Origin of the sequence: Pedobacter sp. AK017, from assembly GCF_014200825.1 — a bacterium.
GTDB lineage: Bacteria > Bacteroidota > Bacteroidia > Sphingobacteriales > Sphingobacteriaceae > Pedobacter > Pedobacter heparinus.
Genome location: NZ_JACHCW010000024.1, coordinates 1 through 17727 on the forward strand (window position 1 = coordinate 1; position 17727 = coordinate 17727).

General features: G+C 39.4%; 12 protein-coding genes. 3 read left to right on the plus strand and 9 right to left on the minus strand.

From position 1 onward, the window contains the following. Positions 1 to 107: 107 nt before the first annotated feature. From HDC92_RS23340 to HDC92_RS23380, 9 genes are all read right to left on the minus strand, one after another. The gene (locus HDC92_RS23340; RefSeq protein WP_183877312.1) at positions 108 to 284 is read right to left on the minus strand and encodes a hypothetical protein; all 177 of its coding nucleotides are present in this window, start codon (positions 282 to 284) and stop codon (positions 108 to 110) included. A 2-nt stretch (positions 285 to 286) separates the two neighbouring features. Then, positions 287 to 2671 carry a glycoside hydrolase family 2 protein gene (locus HDC92_RS23345; RefSeq protein WP_183877313.1) on the minus strand — a complete coding sequence of 795 codons (2385 nt, stop codon included), beginning with the start codon at positions 2669 to 2671 and terminating at the stop codon, positions 287 to 289. Positions 2672 to 2703: 32 nt separating this feature from the next. Continuing rightward, positions 2704 to 4275: a DUF1565 domain-containing protein gene (locus tag HDC92_RS23350; protein WP_183877314.1), complete on the minus strand. Its 1572-nt coding sequence runs from the start codon at positions 4273 to 4275 to the stop codon at positions 2704 to 2706. Positions 4276 to 4331: 56 nt separating this feature from the next. Beyond that, positions 4332 to 6950 carry an alpha/beta hydrolase family protein gene (locus HDC92_RS23355; protein WP_183877315.1) on the minus strand — a complete coding sequence of 873 codons (2619 nt, stop codon included), beginning with the start codon at positions 6948 to 6950 and terminating at the stop codon, positions 4332 to 4334. Positions 6951 to 7021: 71 nt separating this feature from the next. Next, positions 7022 to 8356, minus strand: a complete 1335-nt coding sequence (locus tag HDC92_RS23360; protein WP_183877316.1) for a thioredoxin family protein — start codon at positions 8354 to 8356, stop codon at positions 7022 to 7024. A 108-nt stretch (positions 8357 to 8464) separates the two neighbouring features. After that, entirely contained in the window at positions 8465 to 9958 is a 1494-nt protein-coding gene (locus HDC92_RS23365) for a RagB/SusD family nutrient uptake outer membrane protein (RefSeq protein WP_183877317.1), read from the minus strand. A 12-nt stretch (positions 9959 to 9970) separates the two neighbouring features. After that, the gene (locus tag HDC92_RS23370) at positions 9971 to 13303 is read right to left on the minus strand and encodes a SusC/RagA family TonB-linked outer membrane protein (protein ID WP_183877318.1); all 3333 of its coding nucleotides are present in this window, start codon (positions 13301 to 13303) and stop codon (positions 9971 to 9973) included. 201 nt (positions 13304 to 13504) lie between these two features. Then, complete coding sequence (locus tag HDC92_RS23375) at positions 13505 to 14647, minus strand: FecR family protein (RefSeq protein WP_183877319.1); 1143 nt, start codon at positions 14645 to 14647, stop codon at positions 13505 to 13507. A 108-nt stretch (positions 14648 to 14755) separates the two neighbouring features. After that, complete coding sequence (locus HDC92_RS23380) at positions 14756 to 15331, minus strand: RNA polymerase sigma factor (RefSeq protein WP_183877320.1); 576 nt, start codon at positions 15329 to 15331, stop codon at positions 14756 to 14758. A gap of 447 nt (positions 15332 to 15778) precedes the next feature. Between HDC92_RS23380 and HDC92_RS23385 the strand changes: the two genes are divergently transcribed. From HDC92_RS23385 to HDC92_RS23395, 3 genes are all read left to right on the plus strand, one after another. Beyond that, the gene (locus HDC92_RS23385; RefSeq protein WP_183877321.1) at positions 15779 to 16540 is read left to right on the plus strand and encodes a hypothetical protein; all 762 of its coding nucleotides are present in this window, start codon (positions 15779 to 15781) and stop codon (positions 16538 to 16540) included. Between the two features lie 510 nt (positions 16541 to 17050). Then, positions 17051 to 17317 carry a helix-turn-helix domain-containing protein gene (locus tag HDC92_RS23390; RefSeq protein WP_183877322.1) on the plus strand — a complete coding sequence of 89 codons (267 nt, stop codon included), beginning with the start codon at positions 17051 to 17053 and terminating at the stop codon, positions 17315 to 17317. Next, on the plus strand, positions 17314 to 17715 hold the full coding sequence (locus tag HDC92_RS23395; protein ID WP_255484659.1) for a hypothetical protein: 402 nt from the start codon (positions 17314 to 17316) through the stop codon (positions 17713 to 17715). The genes HDC92_RS23390 and HDC92_RS23395 overlap by 4 nt, the downstream gene beginning before the upstream one ends. Positions 17716 to 17727 lie beyond the last annotated feature (12 nt).

Here is a 17727-nt window from a genome sequence, read left to right on the forward strand (position 1 = left end):
TGATGAAAGCTATACCTAAATTTACCTAACTTTTCAAACTGTTCCATTTTTTGTTATATAGAATCAACTTAACTAACCATCCATAGGTGGAATATTTTATACATATACTAATTCACTGAAATGGCCTGGGCAATATTTGAAAACGCAAACTTATCCTGTTCAACCATTTTTGCTAGCTTCTTCAGTTCATCTGCACTAATTACCTGGTATACTTTCAGCATTTTTCCATCTGGATAACTTACGCTCGCAAACAGCTTTTCTTTTCTGATCTTTTTATTCTTCATACTTATTTGTGCTGATCTATGGCAGTTTGAAACATTGTTCTTTCTTGCTCGCTTAGATTTGTGCCGTATTTGGCCAGGTATTCCGTAGCCACGGGCACATATTCCGTCCAGGTCTGGGTATTGTAATAATCAATCGTTCTGGCACGGAGGAGAATCTCTTCACCTGCGGCACCATAACCTGCCACCGCTTTCCCGATTTCGTCCCAGCTTGCTTTTTTCTGCATCAACGGTTCCATTTCGCCTTTAAAAATTAGGTTCATCATCGTCGTAGTATATTTTCTGTCGCCAAGCACTTTTTTAAAGTCCGACTCGTTCTTCAGCATCAGCTGAAAACCTGCGTCCTTCGTGCTTTTGGTAAATTGAGCTACCGAGTTGACATCATCTTCGCTCAGCGGAGATTTCATCGTGGCAATGTATTCCGAACCAATCAAAGCGGCTCCGGGTTTATCACCCGCCTGTGTGGCCATCATCGCCAGTTGCTTTAAAAATGCCGCATCTTTCTTACCGTCAATGTACTGCTGGAACAGCCCGCTATATAGTTGCGCAGGTTCTGTAAGATCAGCGTTCTGTGCCGTTACATCTGGAATAGTACCCATATCAGGGTTTAAAACCGAATGAATTTTGCGCAATTCTGCAAATGGGATTTTTACCACTTCACGGTCATAGGTCATCAATCCATTTTGTTCACCTTCGACGTCAAACGGCTGGGTGTAGATCGATCCGGACAGACCGTCTTTATGAAAGAGTTGAAGGTGCTGGTTCATGATTGTATACTTGGCTTTCAAGGCTGCTGGTTTCTCCTGGATGTAACCCCAGGCAGAACCGGTCAGCCATTGATGGTTTGGAATAAATACCCCTATACCTCCAAATTCCCCACAAATCTGCGCTTTACCTGGCATACGCAACGAATTCATCGGATCAGGATACGCGTGCACATCCGTCATATCAGCAGCTACATAAGCATTCGGGGATGGTGAGCGAAGCACTTCATTCACATACAGCAGTTCACCCGAATGGCCATTCACAATCCTTGAAGGATCAGTTGTTTTGATCCATTTGGTCAGGCGCTCCTGGTCATACTGTCCCCACTTCTCATTGAACAATACCCAGGTAATGATGGACGGGTAATTGTGGAGTTGCGACAATGTCTCAGTTGAGCCTTTTTCAAAGGCAGCCTTACTTCCTTCCGGCAACCTTTGATTGGGGTTCACCATATCCTGCCATACCAGCATACCAATTTTATCAGCATGGTAATACCAGCGAGCTGGCTCAACCTTAATGTGTTTTCTGATGGTATTGAAGCCCATGGCTTTGATCGCTTTGATGTCAAATGCCAGCGCCTCATCAGTAGGCGCGGTATACAAACCCTCCGGCCAGAAGCCTTGGTCTAAAGTTCCTAAATTGTAGTAAGGCTTATTGTTTAAAAAGATACGGTCAATTCCAGCCGCATCTTTGGCTACAGCGATCTTGCGCATACCAAAATAAGAGCTGATCTCATCGACCACCGTGCCGCCTTGTTTCAGCTTCAACTTCAGATCATAAAGGAAAGGCTTTGCCGGTGTCCACAATTTGGCATTTTTTACAGGGATTTGCAGTTCAGTCCCAGCCTTACCGGAAACCTTACTTATCACAGTTGCACCATCCAATGCAGTAGCTTCAATGGTGTAGCCAGCCGGAAAAGTGCCACTCAATCGCAAAATACCCTTATCAATATCCGGGGTAATCATAAAGTCTTTGATGTGCGCATCGGGAACTACCTCCATCCATACCGTTTGCCACATACCGGAAGTCGGTGTATAGTATATATTAGCTGGGTTCAGCACCTGCTTTCCATGGGGTCCTACTCCCTGATCTGTTGGATCGAAGACTTTAACTACTAGCTCGTTGGCACCTGTCTTCAAGGCTTCGGTAATATCAATAGCAAATGCAGTATATCCACCGGTGTGTTTGCCTACTTCAGTGCCATTTACAAATACTGTCCCTTCATAATCCACTGCACCAAAATTAAGTATCACACGTTCTCCAGTTTTTGTAGCCGGGCGATTAAATGACCGCTTATACCACAAGTTTTCTGTTGGCTGTAATGGCTTTTTAACACCAGAAAGCGCAGACTCAATTGGATAAGGTACCAGGATCTGACCTGAATACGACGCAGGTTTAGCAGCATCCTTTACTGTAATTGCATAATCCCAAAGCCCGTTAAGGTTTGTCCAGTTTTTACGCATCATTTGAGGCCTCGGATACTCCTTCAACGCATTTGCAGGAGAAACATCTTTTGCCCATCTGGTTTTGATAGGCACATTTTGCATTTTGTAATTATTTTGAGCCGTAGCCGTTAAGGAAAATCCTAACAACGCAACAGCTGATAAAAATTGTTTAATGTTCATTTATGAATAGTTTTAATTAGTTCTACTGGAATTCATTTTTTTAAAGATTGAGCTTTCCCTAAAAATTTGTTTCGTCTGGCCATGACCGGCAAAGCAGCGTTGTGATATATTGATAGACCATAACCAATCAGCTGATCCTCCTGATCCATCGCATGCATCTTTGGCCTATTTGGCTGGACACCCATGCCATCAGCAAATGTGTTTGCTATAAAGACATTATTACCCCCACAAATTGGCTTCACTTCCAGAATTTTGGTGCTGTGGGATTTAAATATGGGGGTTGCTCTATCCTGTGGCGCGCGAGAAATCAAGCCGGCAAAATAATTCTTACGAAATGTTCCGCCTTCCGACCAGTCCTTAAGAGAAAACACCGACAGAAATTGATTTTCTTCTACCACATATGGGCCGTGATTTACTTCAGCGAAGAAGTCAGCATAATCATTATTTGCAAATACGTTATTTGAGACTTTAGTTCCTTGTGCCATCCAATCCAGCCAAAGACCAATGAAGGAATTAGATACATAGTTCCCTTTAATCACCATATCTATAGCACCATGAAACTTCATCCCAGCCATCTCTGCCCCATAAAAATCCCTACGCGAATACACATCATGCACTACATTATCCAAAATTTGGCTATAGGCCGCGCCAAAACTTCCGCAAATTCCAGCCGCTCCGCAATTAAATATCTTGTTTCGCCGAACGATGTGCGATCCAATGTTTTTCTTATTCCATCCGGCATCAATCACACGGACTATCATTTCATTATAAAGGTCCGCTCCGTCCTTGCTCATATCTACTGACCACACATTATTACCTGATTTCCGGTCTTTACCTAGCGTTATTCCGACACACTTGCTATCCGAGATGATATTATCCTCGATGATCCAACCCTTGCTCCAATTCGTCCCAATTAGCCCTACTTGCTCGGCTGTGGGGGCGGCCCATTGAGTTGCTGCCTGGCTCATGTAAAAACCCCGAACTGTGATATAATTCACTCCAGTTTTGCTAGGGTAAAAACAAGATGGACGCACCGTGATTTCTACAAGTTCCTTGTTAGGATTAATAACCCCGAAATTCGCTATAATTATGGTTTGTCCATCTTCCGATTTGCAACTCCAGCTAACATGCTCTTGCAGTGCTTTACCATTAATAAACACCTCACCGGTATGGAGTGGTTTCTTTGGGAAGAACCAGTCACCATAAATTAACTCTTTGAAAGGATTGTAATTCCCAAAAAAGAAGTCATGCAAACTGACTTCCCACAATCCATTTTTGTGTTCAACAGGATGCCAATCTTTTACAATTTCTGAGCCTTTAATTACTACATTTTCACCAGGAGCAGTGCGATAGACAATTCTTTCATTATTTGACGTCCCACCAACAACGGGTGCCACCAACTCTCTGTACACGCCTTCATGTACTGTGATGACATCACCGGCCTTTGAAACGCTGGCAGCATAGTTAATGGTTTTGAAAGGTCGCCTTAAATTCCCCAGTGCTTTGTCATCACCATTAATAGTAACATGATATTCATACGCCATCAATGGAACAGATGGATAGATTAGCCAACCTACAAAAAGGGTTATATTAAAAATCTTCATTTAGTGTATTCAGGAGGGGTTAGACTATAACCCTGGATAAATATTATGACTTAATGTTAGTTATGTTCTCTCATCCAATCGGGCATTGGCTTGCCCATTAAATAATGATCAAGGAATTGTGAGAGTTTAGTATAATAATCGGTGCGATAAGATGAAAGTACTCCGTGGTCTCCATTTCTATAATTCAACATCCAAACTTTCTTTTTCAAATGTCTTAATTGACCAAAAAACAATAAGCTTTGTTTAATATCTACGCTATCATCACGATAGTTATGAACTAATAATAATGGCGTAGCTACTTTATTAGCCAATACAATAGGTGACTTTTCGATATACTTAATTGGATTTTCCACAACACTATGTATCATTTTAAGTTGATCATATTGAACAAATAATGGTGCGCGATCACCCATTTCACCGTAAAAATCAATCAAATTGCTTATACCAGCCGCAGAAACTGCAACACTAAATCTTTTTGAATGTGTCACAATAAAATTAGTTTCATAACCGCCAAAGCTGTGACCTGAAATGCCAATTTTCGTTTTGTTTACCCAATTAAAAGTATTAAGGTAATCTGCCGCTGCATTTATTGACCTTAAGGCCGCTTCCCCTGCATCTCTCGCGGAACCTGCAATATTTACTTTAAACACAATATATCCGTTGCTTACAAGCCATGCAATTGGGATATCTCCGTGGAGAAAATCAGGCGAAGGAAATTGATTTAATTCGTTGCTTTTTACTTCATAATAATTTAATACAACTGGGTATTTCTTTTGTGAATCGAAGTTTTCTGGTTTATACATAATTCCCTCAAGTTTAGTGCCTAGGCTGTCCTCATAATTATGTAACTCAGTTCTTAACCAATTATAATTTCTTGATTGATTCAATGCTGTTAGTTGTGAAAAATCTTTCAAATCTCTAGTAAAAAAATAGTTTGGTTCATTAGTTGCAGTTTCCAGGCGAATTAAAAATGCTTGGGTGTCTTTAGCCTTGACTAAATATGAATTAGACAGGTTGGTGTATATCTTGGTTAATTCTCCAGTATATATCGACTTAAAAGTCAAAGATTGTTTATCAAAATGTTGATTTAGTTTGAAGTTTATTAAAGCATAATCTTTATTTTTTAAATTAAACGCCGAAATTAGTATACTGCCAGTGTTGTGGATATCGATTAGATATCTATCAGTCGGCACATAATAGACAATGCTGTCCCTTTGACATATTTTTCCTGTTAAATTGATTGGCAACCTTTTGCCTTCTGGATCAATCTGCCAAATGTTATAGGTACCATTAATGAGTACACTCTTATCGTTAGGCAGCCAACCAGCAACTCCCACGCAATAGAAAGATGAATTTGGGTATTCAGACTTATCAATTTTCACCAAATTTTCATGCTTATTTGAAAGCACAGGATAACTTTTTCTTGAATCAATTGAATAGCAAAAGTAACTTCTCTTCTCCTGATCATAATAAATTAAATATTTACCTGTTGGCGAGATATTAATTCCCTGGAGTGCTGCCTTGCTGTCAATTTTAATTGGAATTCGCTCCCCAGTCTCTGTTGAACAAATAAAATAAGATTTCTTCTGTAGATAGGTAATAAAGCAGTCAGCACGAGACTCAGTTGTCGTCGATTCGATCACTAAATAGTCGTCAGGGGCTTGAGTTGGTTGAGTAATTAACTCGTCATATTTATTCGTTAATTCTATGATTGTTCCGCTTGTAACATTTATGACGGATTGATGATGAATTGGCACCCGCCCAGCAGCGGACTGAAAGTTACGAAGATAGGAATCTCTATAACTTGAAATAATTAGATTAGGGTCAGATTCTGGGGTGTTCTCCATAACTTCCTCAGTCATAAAAAATAATTTCCTTCCATCTATGCTAAACTTTAAACTATTTTCACCTGGGAGCTTGGTTTTAAAGTTAGATATCAATAAATTCTCACTAATAAAAGCTTTGGCAATTTGCAAACTTGAGTCATAAAAGTAAATAGTGTTCCCATTAACTTCATTAGCAGTAAAGGCTACTCGATTGCCGGCTTTATCAAAAACCATTTGTCCAACTTTAGCGTTACCCTTGTATATTACTTTTTCATTTTTGCTACTTAATTCAACTAAAGTTATTGTAGTCAGGCTGTCATTTCCCTGAGAACCGTGAGATTTTAACAGTATGTATTTACCATTTTCTGATATGAGGTAGCTCTGTACATTAGAAAATTTGAAACTTTCGTTAGAGCTTAAATTCTGAAAATTAACTAGATTTGCAGATTTAAAACAAGCTACAATCCACTCTTTATTGTCCTTTATGAATAGCTTAAAGGACCGAATGTCGCTTGTTTTATGTACCGTATGCGTTTTTAAGTCAACCATCATTAAAGTGTCGTTCGGTAACATACAGTATAGCTTTCTGCTATCCTTGCTAAATTGTGGTTCATTAAAATACCCAAATTGTACACTCCATTTTTTATCAGTTGACAGGACTACATTGGAGCTGCTCCCAATCGGTAGATTATCTAGCCTGTAATACGCATATAGTCCATCATTACTGATACCTGGACGGCTAACTTTGGCCCAACTTTTATAAGTATCTACGGCAATTGATTTCTTTTGGCTATAGCAAGCTATCCACAATAAATGCAGAATTAAATATATTTTTAAAAATTTATTCATAAAATAGATTGTTGTTACAATAGTAATTTTCGGGTTTAAACTAAAAATATACTTTTAGGGAAATTTTAGATTCATTCCCAGATCCGATCGTTATTTTTCATTTTATCAATTTTATCCTGAAACTCCTTTACACTCCTTTGATCTCCTTTCTTCTTAGCGATCAAAATTGCGTTTTCTTCCTGCTCAATGGCTTTATGTTTGTGCCCGGCCTTATATAAAACACATGAATAAGTGTCTATTCTTGAGTAACTATCGGGATCAGCTTTTAATATGAATTCCATATAATCGATACATTTTTCTAGAATTGCTCGGTCAGAACTATGCTTGAAGACAATATCATAAATAAAGTTATTGATTGAAATTGCGCCTATACCTGATACGCTTATTCCCTCAAATGCAATCCTTTCCATATTGAATTTGATGTAATTATTCCAGTCCTTTTTTTCATAATAATATTTAGTTTTCGACACTAAAATTATTCTATGTGCAGTTTCTTTATCAAATTGATCAGATAGCTTTTTTTCCAGTAAATCCCATTTTGGAAATTTAATTACTTCGTTCTTAGTCTTTCTGATTAAAGAGTTTTCCAAATATCTGGATATTACGTCATCAGTAAAGGATTTTGAGAATCCAATTGAGTGCAAAAGGTGGTCGGCAATTGATTTGTGTGAAAGAAAGTATTTAAAAATTTCGTCGTTGATGTCAAATAATGTTCTGAACGTCCAAAAAAAATCAACGTGTTCCGGAGTAAGATTTTGCTCAAAACTGCCGTGTCTCAACAGTCTATTTTTATATGTTCTTGCCAAACAAAAGGACAAACTATCTTGTTTAAATTTTTTAGACTGCAATGAAATTTTTAATAACTCATGGTCTTCAATTAAGCCATTTCTGTATTGCTTGATTAACAAATCGAAATTCGAATCTAACGCATTCCTAGCCACTTCTAAAAAATCAACTTGGTTCTTATACCCAGTTTCAACGTATTTCAAATCACCCATTGAATTAAAGAACAGAAGCGTCGGCAAAGAACGTATATTATAAATTTTACTAATGAGTTCAGATTCGTGGTACCATGACCTAGTGTAGTCTGAATCCTTGTTCGATGTGTCAATTTGCAATTTTACAGCGATAAAGCTTTTATTTATGTAATCTCCCACATTACTCAAATTGTAGACATCTTGATCCATTTTTTTGCATGGCAAACACCAAGAGGCCATTACATCAACAAAAATTAGTTTGTTTTCACTTTTTGCAACCGCTAGTATTTCACTCCAGTTTTTTGCTTCTAAGAATATCACCCCGGCTGACTGAGTCTGGCAATAACTCATCAACGGAAAAGCTGAGTTAACTGTTATTAAAAGGATTAATAGATTGAAATAGATCTTCGAAGTTTTTTTCATTTTCATGTTTTGAATTGAAGGCAACAATCTTTCCTCCATCGAGTCAGTGACTGACTTTGCACTGATGCATATCGATTCACCAATTTTTAAATGGAGGAAAGAACTGTCTCTTAATTAATTTGTATATCCGGGGTTCTGTTTAAGTTGTGGCGCAGAGTTGATTTCAGTAAAAGGTATTGGATACAATGCCTTATTAGAATCCCATGGTTCCCCACCTTTTAAAGGTGAAACGACGGTCATGACTTCGTCGATTTTTCCCGTACGTTTGAGGTCGAACCATCTATGTCCCCATTCTGTAAATAGTTCGACTTGACGCTCATGAGCTACTGCTTTAATTGCATCATCTTTGCTCATCGATGTTGATAGTAATTTTAACCGGTCTGTGGGATTAAGAGAGTTATCGATAGCACGTATCCGAAGTACGTTTAAGTCTTCAACGCCCGCAGCAACATTATTAGACATGATTCTCGCTTCCGCCCTAATTAAATATTGTTCTGAAAGTCGTAATACAATTGGATACTCGGAAACGGGACCAGAACCTGATTTTATTTTGTATTTACTTGGAAATGAATAGGTTTTACCTAATGGCATTACTGTCACATTTCCAGTCCAAACTTTTTTTCTCAAGTCCCCTATCTCAAAACTTTCCATTAATTGTTTGGACGCGTAAACCGGATTTATAGTGCTATTACCGGTCGGGCCGCCTGAAGGCAAAAAAAACATATTACCCTCATCTGTATTTAGATTCAATTTCACTGGCTGTAATGCCCAAACAGTTTCTTTGCTGTTTTTTAAAAAAACCTGGGTCAACTCAATTGAAGTAGAATAAATAGTACCTTGATTAATTACGTCACTTGCAGCTGCTTCTGCTGCGGTGTAATTCCGTAAATATAATTGGACTCTTGCCATCAACGCATTAACAGCAGAAAGATTTGGACGTACTCTATCTTGCGTTTCAGTAAGGAGAGTAGCATCTAAATATCGATTATCCAGCAATGCCTTTGCAGCGATTAAATCATCCAGTATCTGACCGTAAATGACTTGAATTGGCGTTCTTGTCAGTTGAATGTTCGTATTAAAGGTCGTTGTAGTAACTAACGGAACATCCCCATAGAGATTAACAAGATAAAAATAGCAAAAGGCACGAATAAAATATGCTTCTCCAAGTAGATGAGTTTTTACAACTCCGTTTAGCCTCTTAGTTTCATTTAATCCCTCGATTGCCGCATTACTTGTATAGATGATGGTATAGAATTGTGACCAAAAATTAATAGGATTATTTGGTGCCAGTGAATTCTGATAGTATTGAGTATAAGACAAGTCAGTAGCATACAATGTTAAATTATCTGCTGACATTTCAGGAAATAAGGAAAGTGAGGTTGGACCTGCACTTAAAAATGTACCACTCATTCTCGCATATATCGAGGTTAAAACGGCTGAAGCAGTTGAATTTTCATTATAGACGTTTCCCATATTTATGCTGTTTGATGGTGGGGCAATTTCGAGATACTTTTTGCATCCGACTAATAAGAAGAAAACTAATATCCCACCCAACGTTATTTGTCTTATTCTTTTCGTATTATAATTTGTTATTGAAATCGCTTTCATGATATATTAAGATTAAAGAGTTAATTGAATTCCGGCAGTATAAAAACGAAGTGGTGGAAGGCTACTTAATAACTGAGATTCGGGATCGGTTAATAATTTTGTTATTGTCAAAAGATTTTGACCTTGTAAGTAAAATCTTAGACTGGAGATCTTCGCTGCCTTTATTATGTTATTTGGTAGGCTATAGGACAAAGAGACATTTTTTAAGCGAATATAGGATGCATCACCATAAGCAGCATCACTCGCCATTACTGCGGTCTGAGGTGAGAAAACTTGAGCGGTAGTAGACGAAAGCTTTTGAATGTCAGTGATATCGCCCGGGGACTTCCAACGGGTTAAAATTGTAGTCGGTTGATTGATTGCATTAATCCCAGGATAATTTCCAAACTTGTTGTTGACTCCATTTTGCTTTGTAAACTGGAATAGAAAGCTCAAATTAAACCCATTGAATCCAAACGAGTTATTGACTCCTCCATAAAATCTTGGATTTAAGTCGATAAGAGCTATTTTATCAACAGGATTGCTAGGTGTTGAAGTTGCATTGCCTTTAGCATCCATAAATTCATATAGCCCTGTCTGGGCATTAACTCCTATGTATCGATAAACCTTAATTATGTTGTAAGGCTCACCTATCACGTACCGGTTTGCATTGGAACTAGATGCCAGGTTAGGATATGCTATCAATTTATTTCGTGGGATAGTTAAATTTAGCGACGTATTCCAAGTTACTTTAGAAACTTTTAACGGAGATAAATCAAAGAGGAATTCCCACCCTGTATTTTGAACTGTAGCGGGAAGATTTCTTCTAAAGTTAGCAAAGCCAGTATATACAGGCGTAGGGTCTCTTAATAGCTGATTTGATGAACGATTTTGAAAGTAATTGGCTGTAAACCCGAATTTATTATCTAAAAATTGCAAATCCAATCCCAGATTAATCTTTTTTGTCTCTTCCCATTGCAAAAAGGGATTGGCGTGCCCACTTGGAATCAGTCCAATTTGATTTTGATAGGGGATATCAAAAGAATAGGGTTCATAGAGATTAAGATAGCCATAGTCACCAATTTGGTCATTTCCAGAAGTACCGTATGTTCCCCTCAACTTACCAAAGTTTATAAATGGTAAATTGTCCTTTATTAGTTTTTCACTACCGAATAACCAGGCAGCACCCAAAGAATAAAAATAGTTAAATAAGTTTTCAGACCCGAATCGACTACTTCCATCTCTTCTTGCAGTTAGATTTAGGATGTACTTGTCGTAAAGCCGGTAATTTAACCTGCCGAAAATTGCTGTATACTTATACCTTGCTTTACTTGAACCACCGGTTATTGTGGTTGCAGCACTGAGACTACTTATTTGTTCATCAGTCGTATATCCCCTTCCCTTCAAGTTCTCTACAAAACTCTCGTTATTCTGGAATGTGGCACCTAATAGTGCTTCAACATGCCCATAAAATACTTTTCTTGAAAATGTCAACTGCGGCTCTACGATATAAGACTCTATAAATTTATTAGCGTAATTCCCTTCTCGACCAATAAATGAAAGTTGATCAGGTCTTATACTATTAAGGGGCAATATGCTAATCTCATCAGTATTAATTTTGTTGTATCCTAGTGTTGATTTTAATTCTAGGCCAGGAAATATTTCATAGCCAATTAGACTGCTTCCTATAAGATTATTGGTTTTCGCATTGTATGATTTGAATAGAAAAGCGATTGGATTCGCTGTAAAGGTGTATGTTGTAGGATTGTTTGGTAATTGTCCCCAGTTAATCGAACCATCAGAATTATAGAGACCTGGAGCATTAGGAACCAAACTTACAGCAGGGCTCATCAAATCGGTAGTTGCTAATTTATTATTGTCTTGTAAATAACTTCCAGAGAAATTGAATTTAAATCTTTGGTTTGTAGAAACATGGTTGACATTGAAATGAAAACTTGCCTTTGTATCACCCAATTTACCCGGATATACAGTTGTTTCATTTATATATCCACCTCCAGCAAGAAACTGTGTGTTCGCGGAGCCACCAGAAATCGACGTTTGAATATTAGTCAATTTAGCGGTTCCGCCAACCAATTCATCCTGCCAATCCGTATTTTTATTTAAATCATAAACTCCATTGACGTCATAGTTGGCTGACGATGGAACAATATTAGCATTTTTAAATGCTTCATTTCTTGTCTCTAGATACTGGGCTGTGTTCATAACTTTGACCTTTCGAGTTATTTTACCCCAACCAGCGTGCGAATTTACATCTACAACTGTTTTGCCCGCTTTCCCCTTTTTTGTAGTTATTAAGATTGCTCCATTCGATGCTCTAGAGCCATAGATTGCAGTAGCGTCAGCATCCTTTAATATTTCTATACTTTCAATATCTGCTGGGTTTATATAGCTAAATGTACTTCCTGTCGTACCCGGCTGTGATGTTCCTTGTAATCCAGTTGCAATATTTTTAGAAGTAAATGGAATTCCATCGATGACAAAAAAAGGATCGTTACTATTTGCCATGCTATTATTTCCCTGGACAGTGATGTTTACAGGAGCTCCAGATACACCACCTGTTTGTTGAATAAATAGTCCCGGCACTCTTCCAGATAATGCTAATAACGGGTTGTTTATCGGTTGTTTTGCGATGTCCGATGCTTTTATTCCATGAATGTTACTAGTGCTATACTTCTTCTGTACTTGCCCATAAGCAATAATTTGAATTTCATCCAATTTAGAATGACTCAATTCCAATTGAATATTACCCAATTCCGCCTTTACCTTAACTTCTTTGGTTATATATCCCATAAAAGAGATTATAAGCATGGCATCATCGTTAATTCTGGCCAAATAAAATTCCCCATTGGAATTTGTACTAGTGCTTTTTCCACCACCCTTCACCGCTACGGTTGCACCTGAAAGTGCATTTCCTTCTGGATCTACCACGCGGCCCCTGACATCAATCGCTTGAAATCGGGCCGAAACTCGCTCAAAAAAAGAAGGTTCTTCCTTACGTGTTACCGTCACTACTTTATCATTGATCGTATAACTTATCGGCTGATCTTTAAAAATAGCCGTTAAAACTACATCCAATTCAGCACCCTGGATATCAATCGTGACAGGTTTGGTGCCTTTCAGCATGCTTGCAGCTACCAGAAAGTCATATCCACTCTGCTGACTTATTTTTTTAAATACCTTGGATAACGGTGTCTGCTTTTCAGACAAAGAGATTTTCTGCGCGAATGTGGTTGCGCTGACCTGCATGATGCTGAAAATCAATATGACGGTGGTTAGCCTCATAATTAACAGGATTTTATGGATGTGCCGCAAAGCATATCCGGTTTTTGGGTAATTTTTATTCATTTCATTTTGTTTGTGACAAAGTCTTAGCGGCCAAATGAGAGACCGTCAATATTGCTTTAATGGGCAATATTGCCTAAGTTTGTTTGTCTGGTTTAAGTTGTTGATCTATTCGCGAAATTTATTGACCATTAATCCAGGTACTGGCCGGTTGTGTTACAAGCACTTCTGGCCTTATTTTTTGGATCATGGTATCTAATCGTGTCACATTCTGACCATAATCCTCCTTTCCTCAAAAGTTAAATGAACATATTTTGAACCTTCTACAATTTTTAAGACCTGACTGATGTTACGGCCTCTGGAAATCCGGCCGGTAAAGGTTTCGGTTGTGACAGGGCCCACAAACTCGACATCTACATCATACCAGCGCGAAAGCTGGCGCATGATGGATTTTATATCCGCATCGGTAAAGTCAAAATAGCCCTGTTTCCAGGCGAGTTCCTCATTTATATCCACACTTTTGGTTGTAAGTGTATTGGAAGACAGCATGGCCTGTTGTCCCGGCTTTAAGAATTTCTTTTGGTTGTTCGCGGTTACCGCAACTGAGCCTTCTACCAATGTCGTTTTGATAGCAGCCTCGTTGTCATAAGCATTGATATTGAAATGCGTTCCCAGAACCTCAACCGTTTGTCCGTTCGATTTTACCCTGAACGGTTTGTCCGCATTATGCGCCACCTGGAAATAAACCTCACCGGTAATCTCCACCTCGCGATCCTTACCTGTAAAAGTAGCCGGATAGGTAATGGAAGAGGCCGCATTTAACCAGACATCCGTACCGTCAGCAAGGGTCAACTGGTATTGCCCGCCGCGCGGTGTTGCCATCGTATTCAAGACATTTGCTGCGTTATCATTTAGGCTACGGTCATCGTTATAAACTACCCGGCCGTTCCCTATTTTATTGATCACAGAATTACCTTCTGCGGCAAGCTTCCCTTTACCTGCTTCATCCAATAAAATTTGCTTACCATTCGATAAGGTTAGGATTGCTTTATTGCTACCCGGCGTGAAATCTTGCTGTTTGGCCGCAATAACCTCGGGATTTTCTGTTTTGTCTTTTAACAGATAATAACCACCTACTGACAGGCATAACACCACTGAGGCAGCAGCAGCAATGCGCCGCCAAGGGAAAGTTTTCATCAGGCGTGTCTCGGTCAGCATGGGAAGTATCTGCTCCCACAATTCTTTCCTGACCGCTTCGCTCCCGCCCATCCGCTGCTCAGCCCAATCTTGATCGCCGTCAGCCCTTGAAAGGCTGTTCATATAGGCATTAAATAACGCTAATTCTTCCGCTGAGGCAGTGCCCTTATTTATTTTTTCGGTCAATCTGTTGAGTAATTCCTTGTCCATAGTATTTCGGGATTTGGTGTATGGCACAAAAAAGGCTACGTACACCTACAAGGCTTTGTGAATTTTGTTCAATAAAAACATAAGTTACTGTAAATCAGTAAATAAAATTTACAGAAAGAGAATCAAACTGGAGAGTCTGCCCAGTGGAACACGCAATTTGATCAGCGCACGGCTAATCTGTTCATCGACCGTTCTTTCCGAGATTTTCAATTTGGCGGCAATTTGCTTATGGGTGAGTTCCTCCTCGCGGCTCATCAGAAATATCTCGCGGCATTTGGCGGGTAGCTCGTTGATGAGTTGGTCAATCAGATTTTTGAGTTCTTTAACTTCCAGGGGATCAAAAGCGGCGTCGGTTATATTTTCAAAAGCAGTGCCATCAAATAAGGTTTCCCGAACCTTTCCGCCCCGGATCAGATTGGCAACCTTGTATTTGGCCGCCACGAACAGGTACGCGCGAAAATTGGTTTTGATGACGATCTGGTTACGGTTTTCCCAAATCCAAAGAAACAGGCTTTGACAAATATCCATCGTGTCTTCATGATGTCGAAGTATGTTATAAATCGAATTGTAAAGAAAATGCCAGTTGCGGTCATACAGTTCAGCAAAAGCGGCACGATCATTCTCCAGCCGGATCAAATCCAGCAGCATCGAGTCTGTCCATTCCGGTGAATTGTACTTTACCATTTATCTGAAGAATCCATTTTCCCTTAACAAAGCTAATGATAATCAGCGCCATCTGTTAACTTTTCATTAAAATACGGTGAACCTAATGGTAGAATTTAATTTTATTAGGTAGCATCTTTACACCTAAAGGGCTGCTTCCGTTGGTTTTCTTGTTGTAAGTTTTTTCCATTTCGACGTAGCTGGCTTTTTTTGCTTACGAGATTTACTTTGCTGCGCTTCCCCGAATTTTTTCAGCGAGGTTTTTCCCCGTTCTCATATGCCTAGATTTCCTGGCTCATATGCAGTGAATATTTATTCGGTCATCCAAATTTTAATCCTCTTTGTAATTTCGTAATCAATCGATACAAAAGTGAATATGCCAAATTAAATTAGGTGATAAATCTTATGTTATCAATTATTAACGCTCTTATTAACCATTTAGTTACTTTTGCAGATATCATTCAGCCTATGAGTATTGTTTTCTTTAGTTCGCGGCGAAAATTCGACTTTTCCAATGATACACTGGACATCGGGAATTGGTGGGATTGGCGCCGTGAACAGCTAAACCGGTTCCTCTACCTGAAGATTTACCAGATTGGCGGTTCCCGCTTTCCTGACTTTTACCAGTACCATTTGAAATATTACCAGTCCAGTCAGCCCGGAGCCGAGGAGCAGGTATTTCACAAATATCTTTGGGATCTGCTGACGGAGGATCTCTCACGGCTAAAGCTTAAATCTCCCTATGCAAAAGGGAATGCGGGCATTTTAGGGATGCGGGAGGTATTGAATGTTGCTATTGGATACCTGGAAAGCATCGACCGTTGGAACAATAGTGAAACAAAGGAATCCATCATTATCCGGCAGCAAATGGAAAATGCGGAACTGGAAGCCAGGTGTAAGCAACTGGTCAATGAGTTGAAAGAGGCACGGCGACTGGAGACTTCGGATTATATGGTGATTGCTGATGGTTACCTGGATACTTTTTTGGACCTGATGTTGCAGTTACAGGACCTTACCCTCCCTGACGGTAAGGAATTGGTGTTTTCCCAAACACAGGCCGCCTGGATGAAAATGATCTGTAAACATTTTAAGGAGGGCGACAAAGCGGTTAAATTAAATTCTATCGCCCGTTATTTTCCGGCCGATAAGCGCAATCCCGGTGTAAAGCATGCCGCTATTAAGGAGAAATTCAAACTATTTCAAATTAAAAATACGGCAAAACGAAGCTGATTCATTGCGATGTTTACTATAATGCATCTTTCAGTCAATTAATGGATTAGCTGCCTATTTTAGCGATTTCATTTCATTCAAAAATGACCATTCGGGAACGGATGGTCATTTTTTTTTCCTCGGAGTCTACACATTTGTGGCAGAAAAATTTAGAAAGGAGGAAATTTAGATGTCATGAAATAATGATAAACCAGTAGACTGCTTACATCACAATAGGAGGCTCATTGAAATAGCTTGGCTAAGAGATGAATACGCGGTATGTGTAGGGATCGCATGAGACTTGTCAATCAACTCATCCGATCAATCTCAACTTTGTTACTAGCTATTGAACAGTTAAGGTATTTGTCAGGGCATCCCATAAAACATCCGAAGCAATGGATGTCCACAGCTGCAATTTTAGAAAAACTAGATTATATAGCGGCCAATAAATATATCTCTAATAGAGATTTTTTGAAAATAAATCAGTGTGAATTGCACTGGTAGAATTAAACACTTAAAAATAATATGCCTATGACAGCAATTGAAGTAATTACCAAAGAGGATCTTTCCGCGTTTAAGAAAGACCTGTTAACCGAGATCAAGCTCTTGCTTAAGCCCGCTCAGGGTGAATCCAAAAAATGGCTCAAGAGCCAGGAAGTGCGTAAACTGCTCAGCATTTCACCTGGCACCTTGCAGAACTTACGCATCAATGGTACGCTGAGATTTACCAAGATCGGCTCCATGATGTACTACAAGTTGGAGGACATCCATGCTTTACTGGAAGGAGGCTTTCAATGATGACGCCAATAACAGACCTGCTTACTCCGCTGGCGGAGTATTCGGCGGGAGTTAAGCGAATTAGCCTGGACCCGGCAATGATGGCAACCCATGTCAGTTTATTTACAGCGCTTTTTGTGTGCTGGCAACGAAGCGGATACGTCAGCCCTTTTAATGTGAACAGGCGGCAGCTGATGGCATTCTCCAAGGTCGCCTCCATCGCTACTTATCACAAGTGTTTACGGGAGCTGGAAGCGAAGGGTTATTTCGGCTATAAACCCAGCTACCATCCCAGGCTTGGCAGCCTTGTCTGGTGGATGGAGCCCAAGGAACCATATCCGGCAGACCGGGCAGCTGTTGCACCTGCTTGTGGCGGTGCTTTGCTGGCCCGTTTGCCTATAGGAGATAGCGAACGTTGAGGGGTACTTCGG

Coding starts and splice junctions, on each gene's coding strand:
- HDC92_RS23340 (WP_183877312.1), bottom strand. CDS start 284: ATGAAGAATAAAAAGATCAGAAAAGAAAAGCTGTTTGCGAGCGTAAGT.
- HDC92_RS23345 (WP_183877313.1), bottom strand. CDS start 2,671: ATGAACATTAAACAATTTTTATCAGCTGTTGCGTTGTTAGGATTTTCC.
- HDC92_RS23350 (WP_183877314.1), bottom strand. CDS start 4,275: ATGAAGATTTTTAATATAACCCTTTTTGTAGGTTGGCTAATCTATCCA.
- HDC92_RS23355 (WP_183877315.1), bottom strand. CDS start 6,950: ATGAATAAATTTTTAAAAATATATTTAATTCTGCATTTATTGTGGATA.
- HDC92_RS23360 (WP_183877316.1), bottom strand. CDS start 8,356: ATGAAAATGAAAAAAACTTCGAAGATCTATTTCAATCTATTAATCCTT.
- HDC92_RS23365 (WP_183877317.1), bottom strand. CDS start 9,958: ATGAAAGCGATTTCAATAACAAATTATAATACGAAAAGAATAAGACAA.
- HDC92_RS23370 (WP_183877318.1), bottom strand. CDS start 13,303: ATGAATAAAAATTACCCAAAAACCGGATATGCTTTGCGGCACATCCAT.
- HDC92_RS23375 (WP_183877319.1), bottom strand. CDS start 14,647: ATGGACAAGGAATTACTCAACAGATTGACCGAAAAAATAAATAAGGGC.
- HDC92_RS23380 (WP_183877320.1), bottom strand. CDS start 15,331: ATGGTAAAGTACAATTCACCGGAATGGACAGACTCGATGCTGCTGGAT.
- HDC92_RS23385 (WP_183877321.1), top strand. CDS start 15,779: ATGAGTATTGTTTTCTTTAGTTCGCGGCGAAAATTCGACTTTTCCAAT.
- HDC92_RS23390 (WP_183877322.1), top strand. CDS start 17,051: ATGACAGCAATTGAAGTAATTACCAAAGAGGATCTTTCCGCGTTTAAG.
- HDC92_RS23395 (WP_255484659.1), top strand. CDS start 17,314: ATGATGACGCCAATAACAGACCTGCTTACTCCGCTGGCGGAGTATTCG.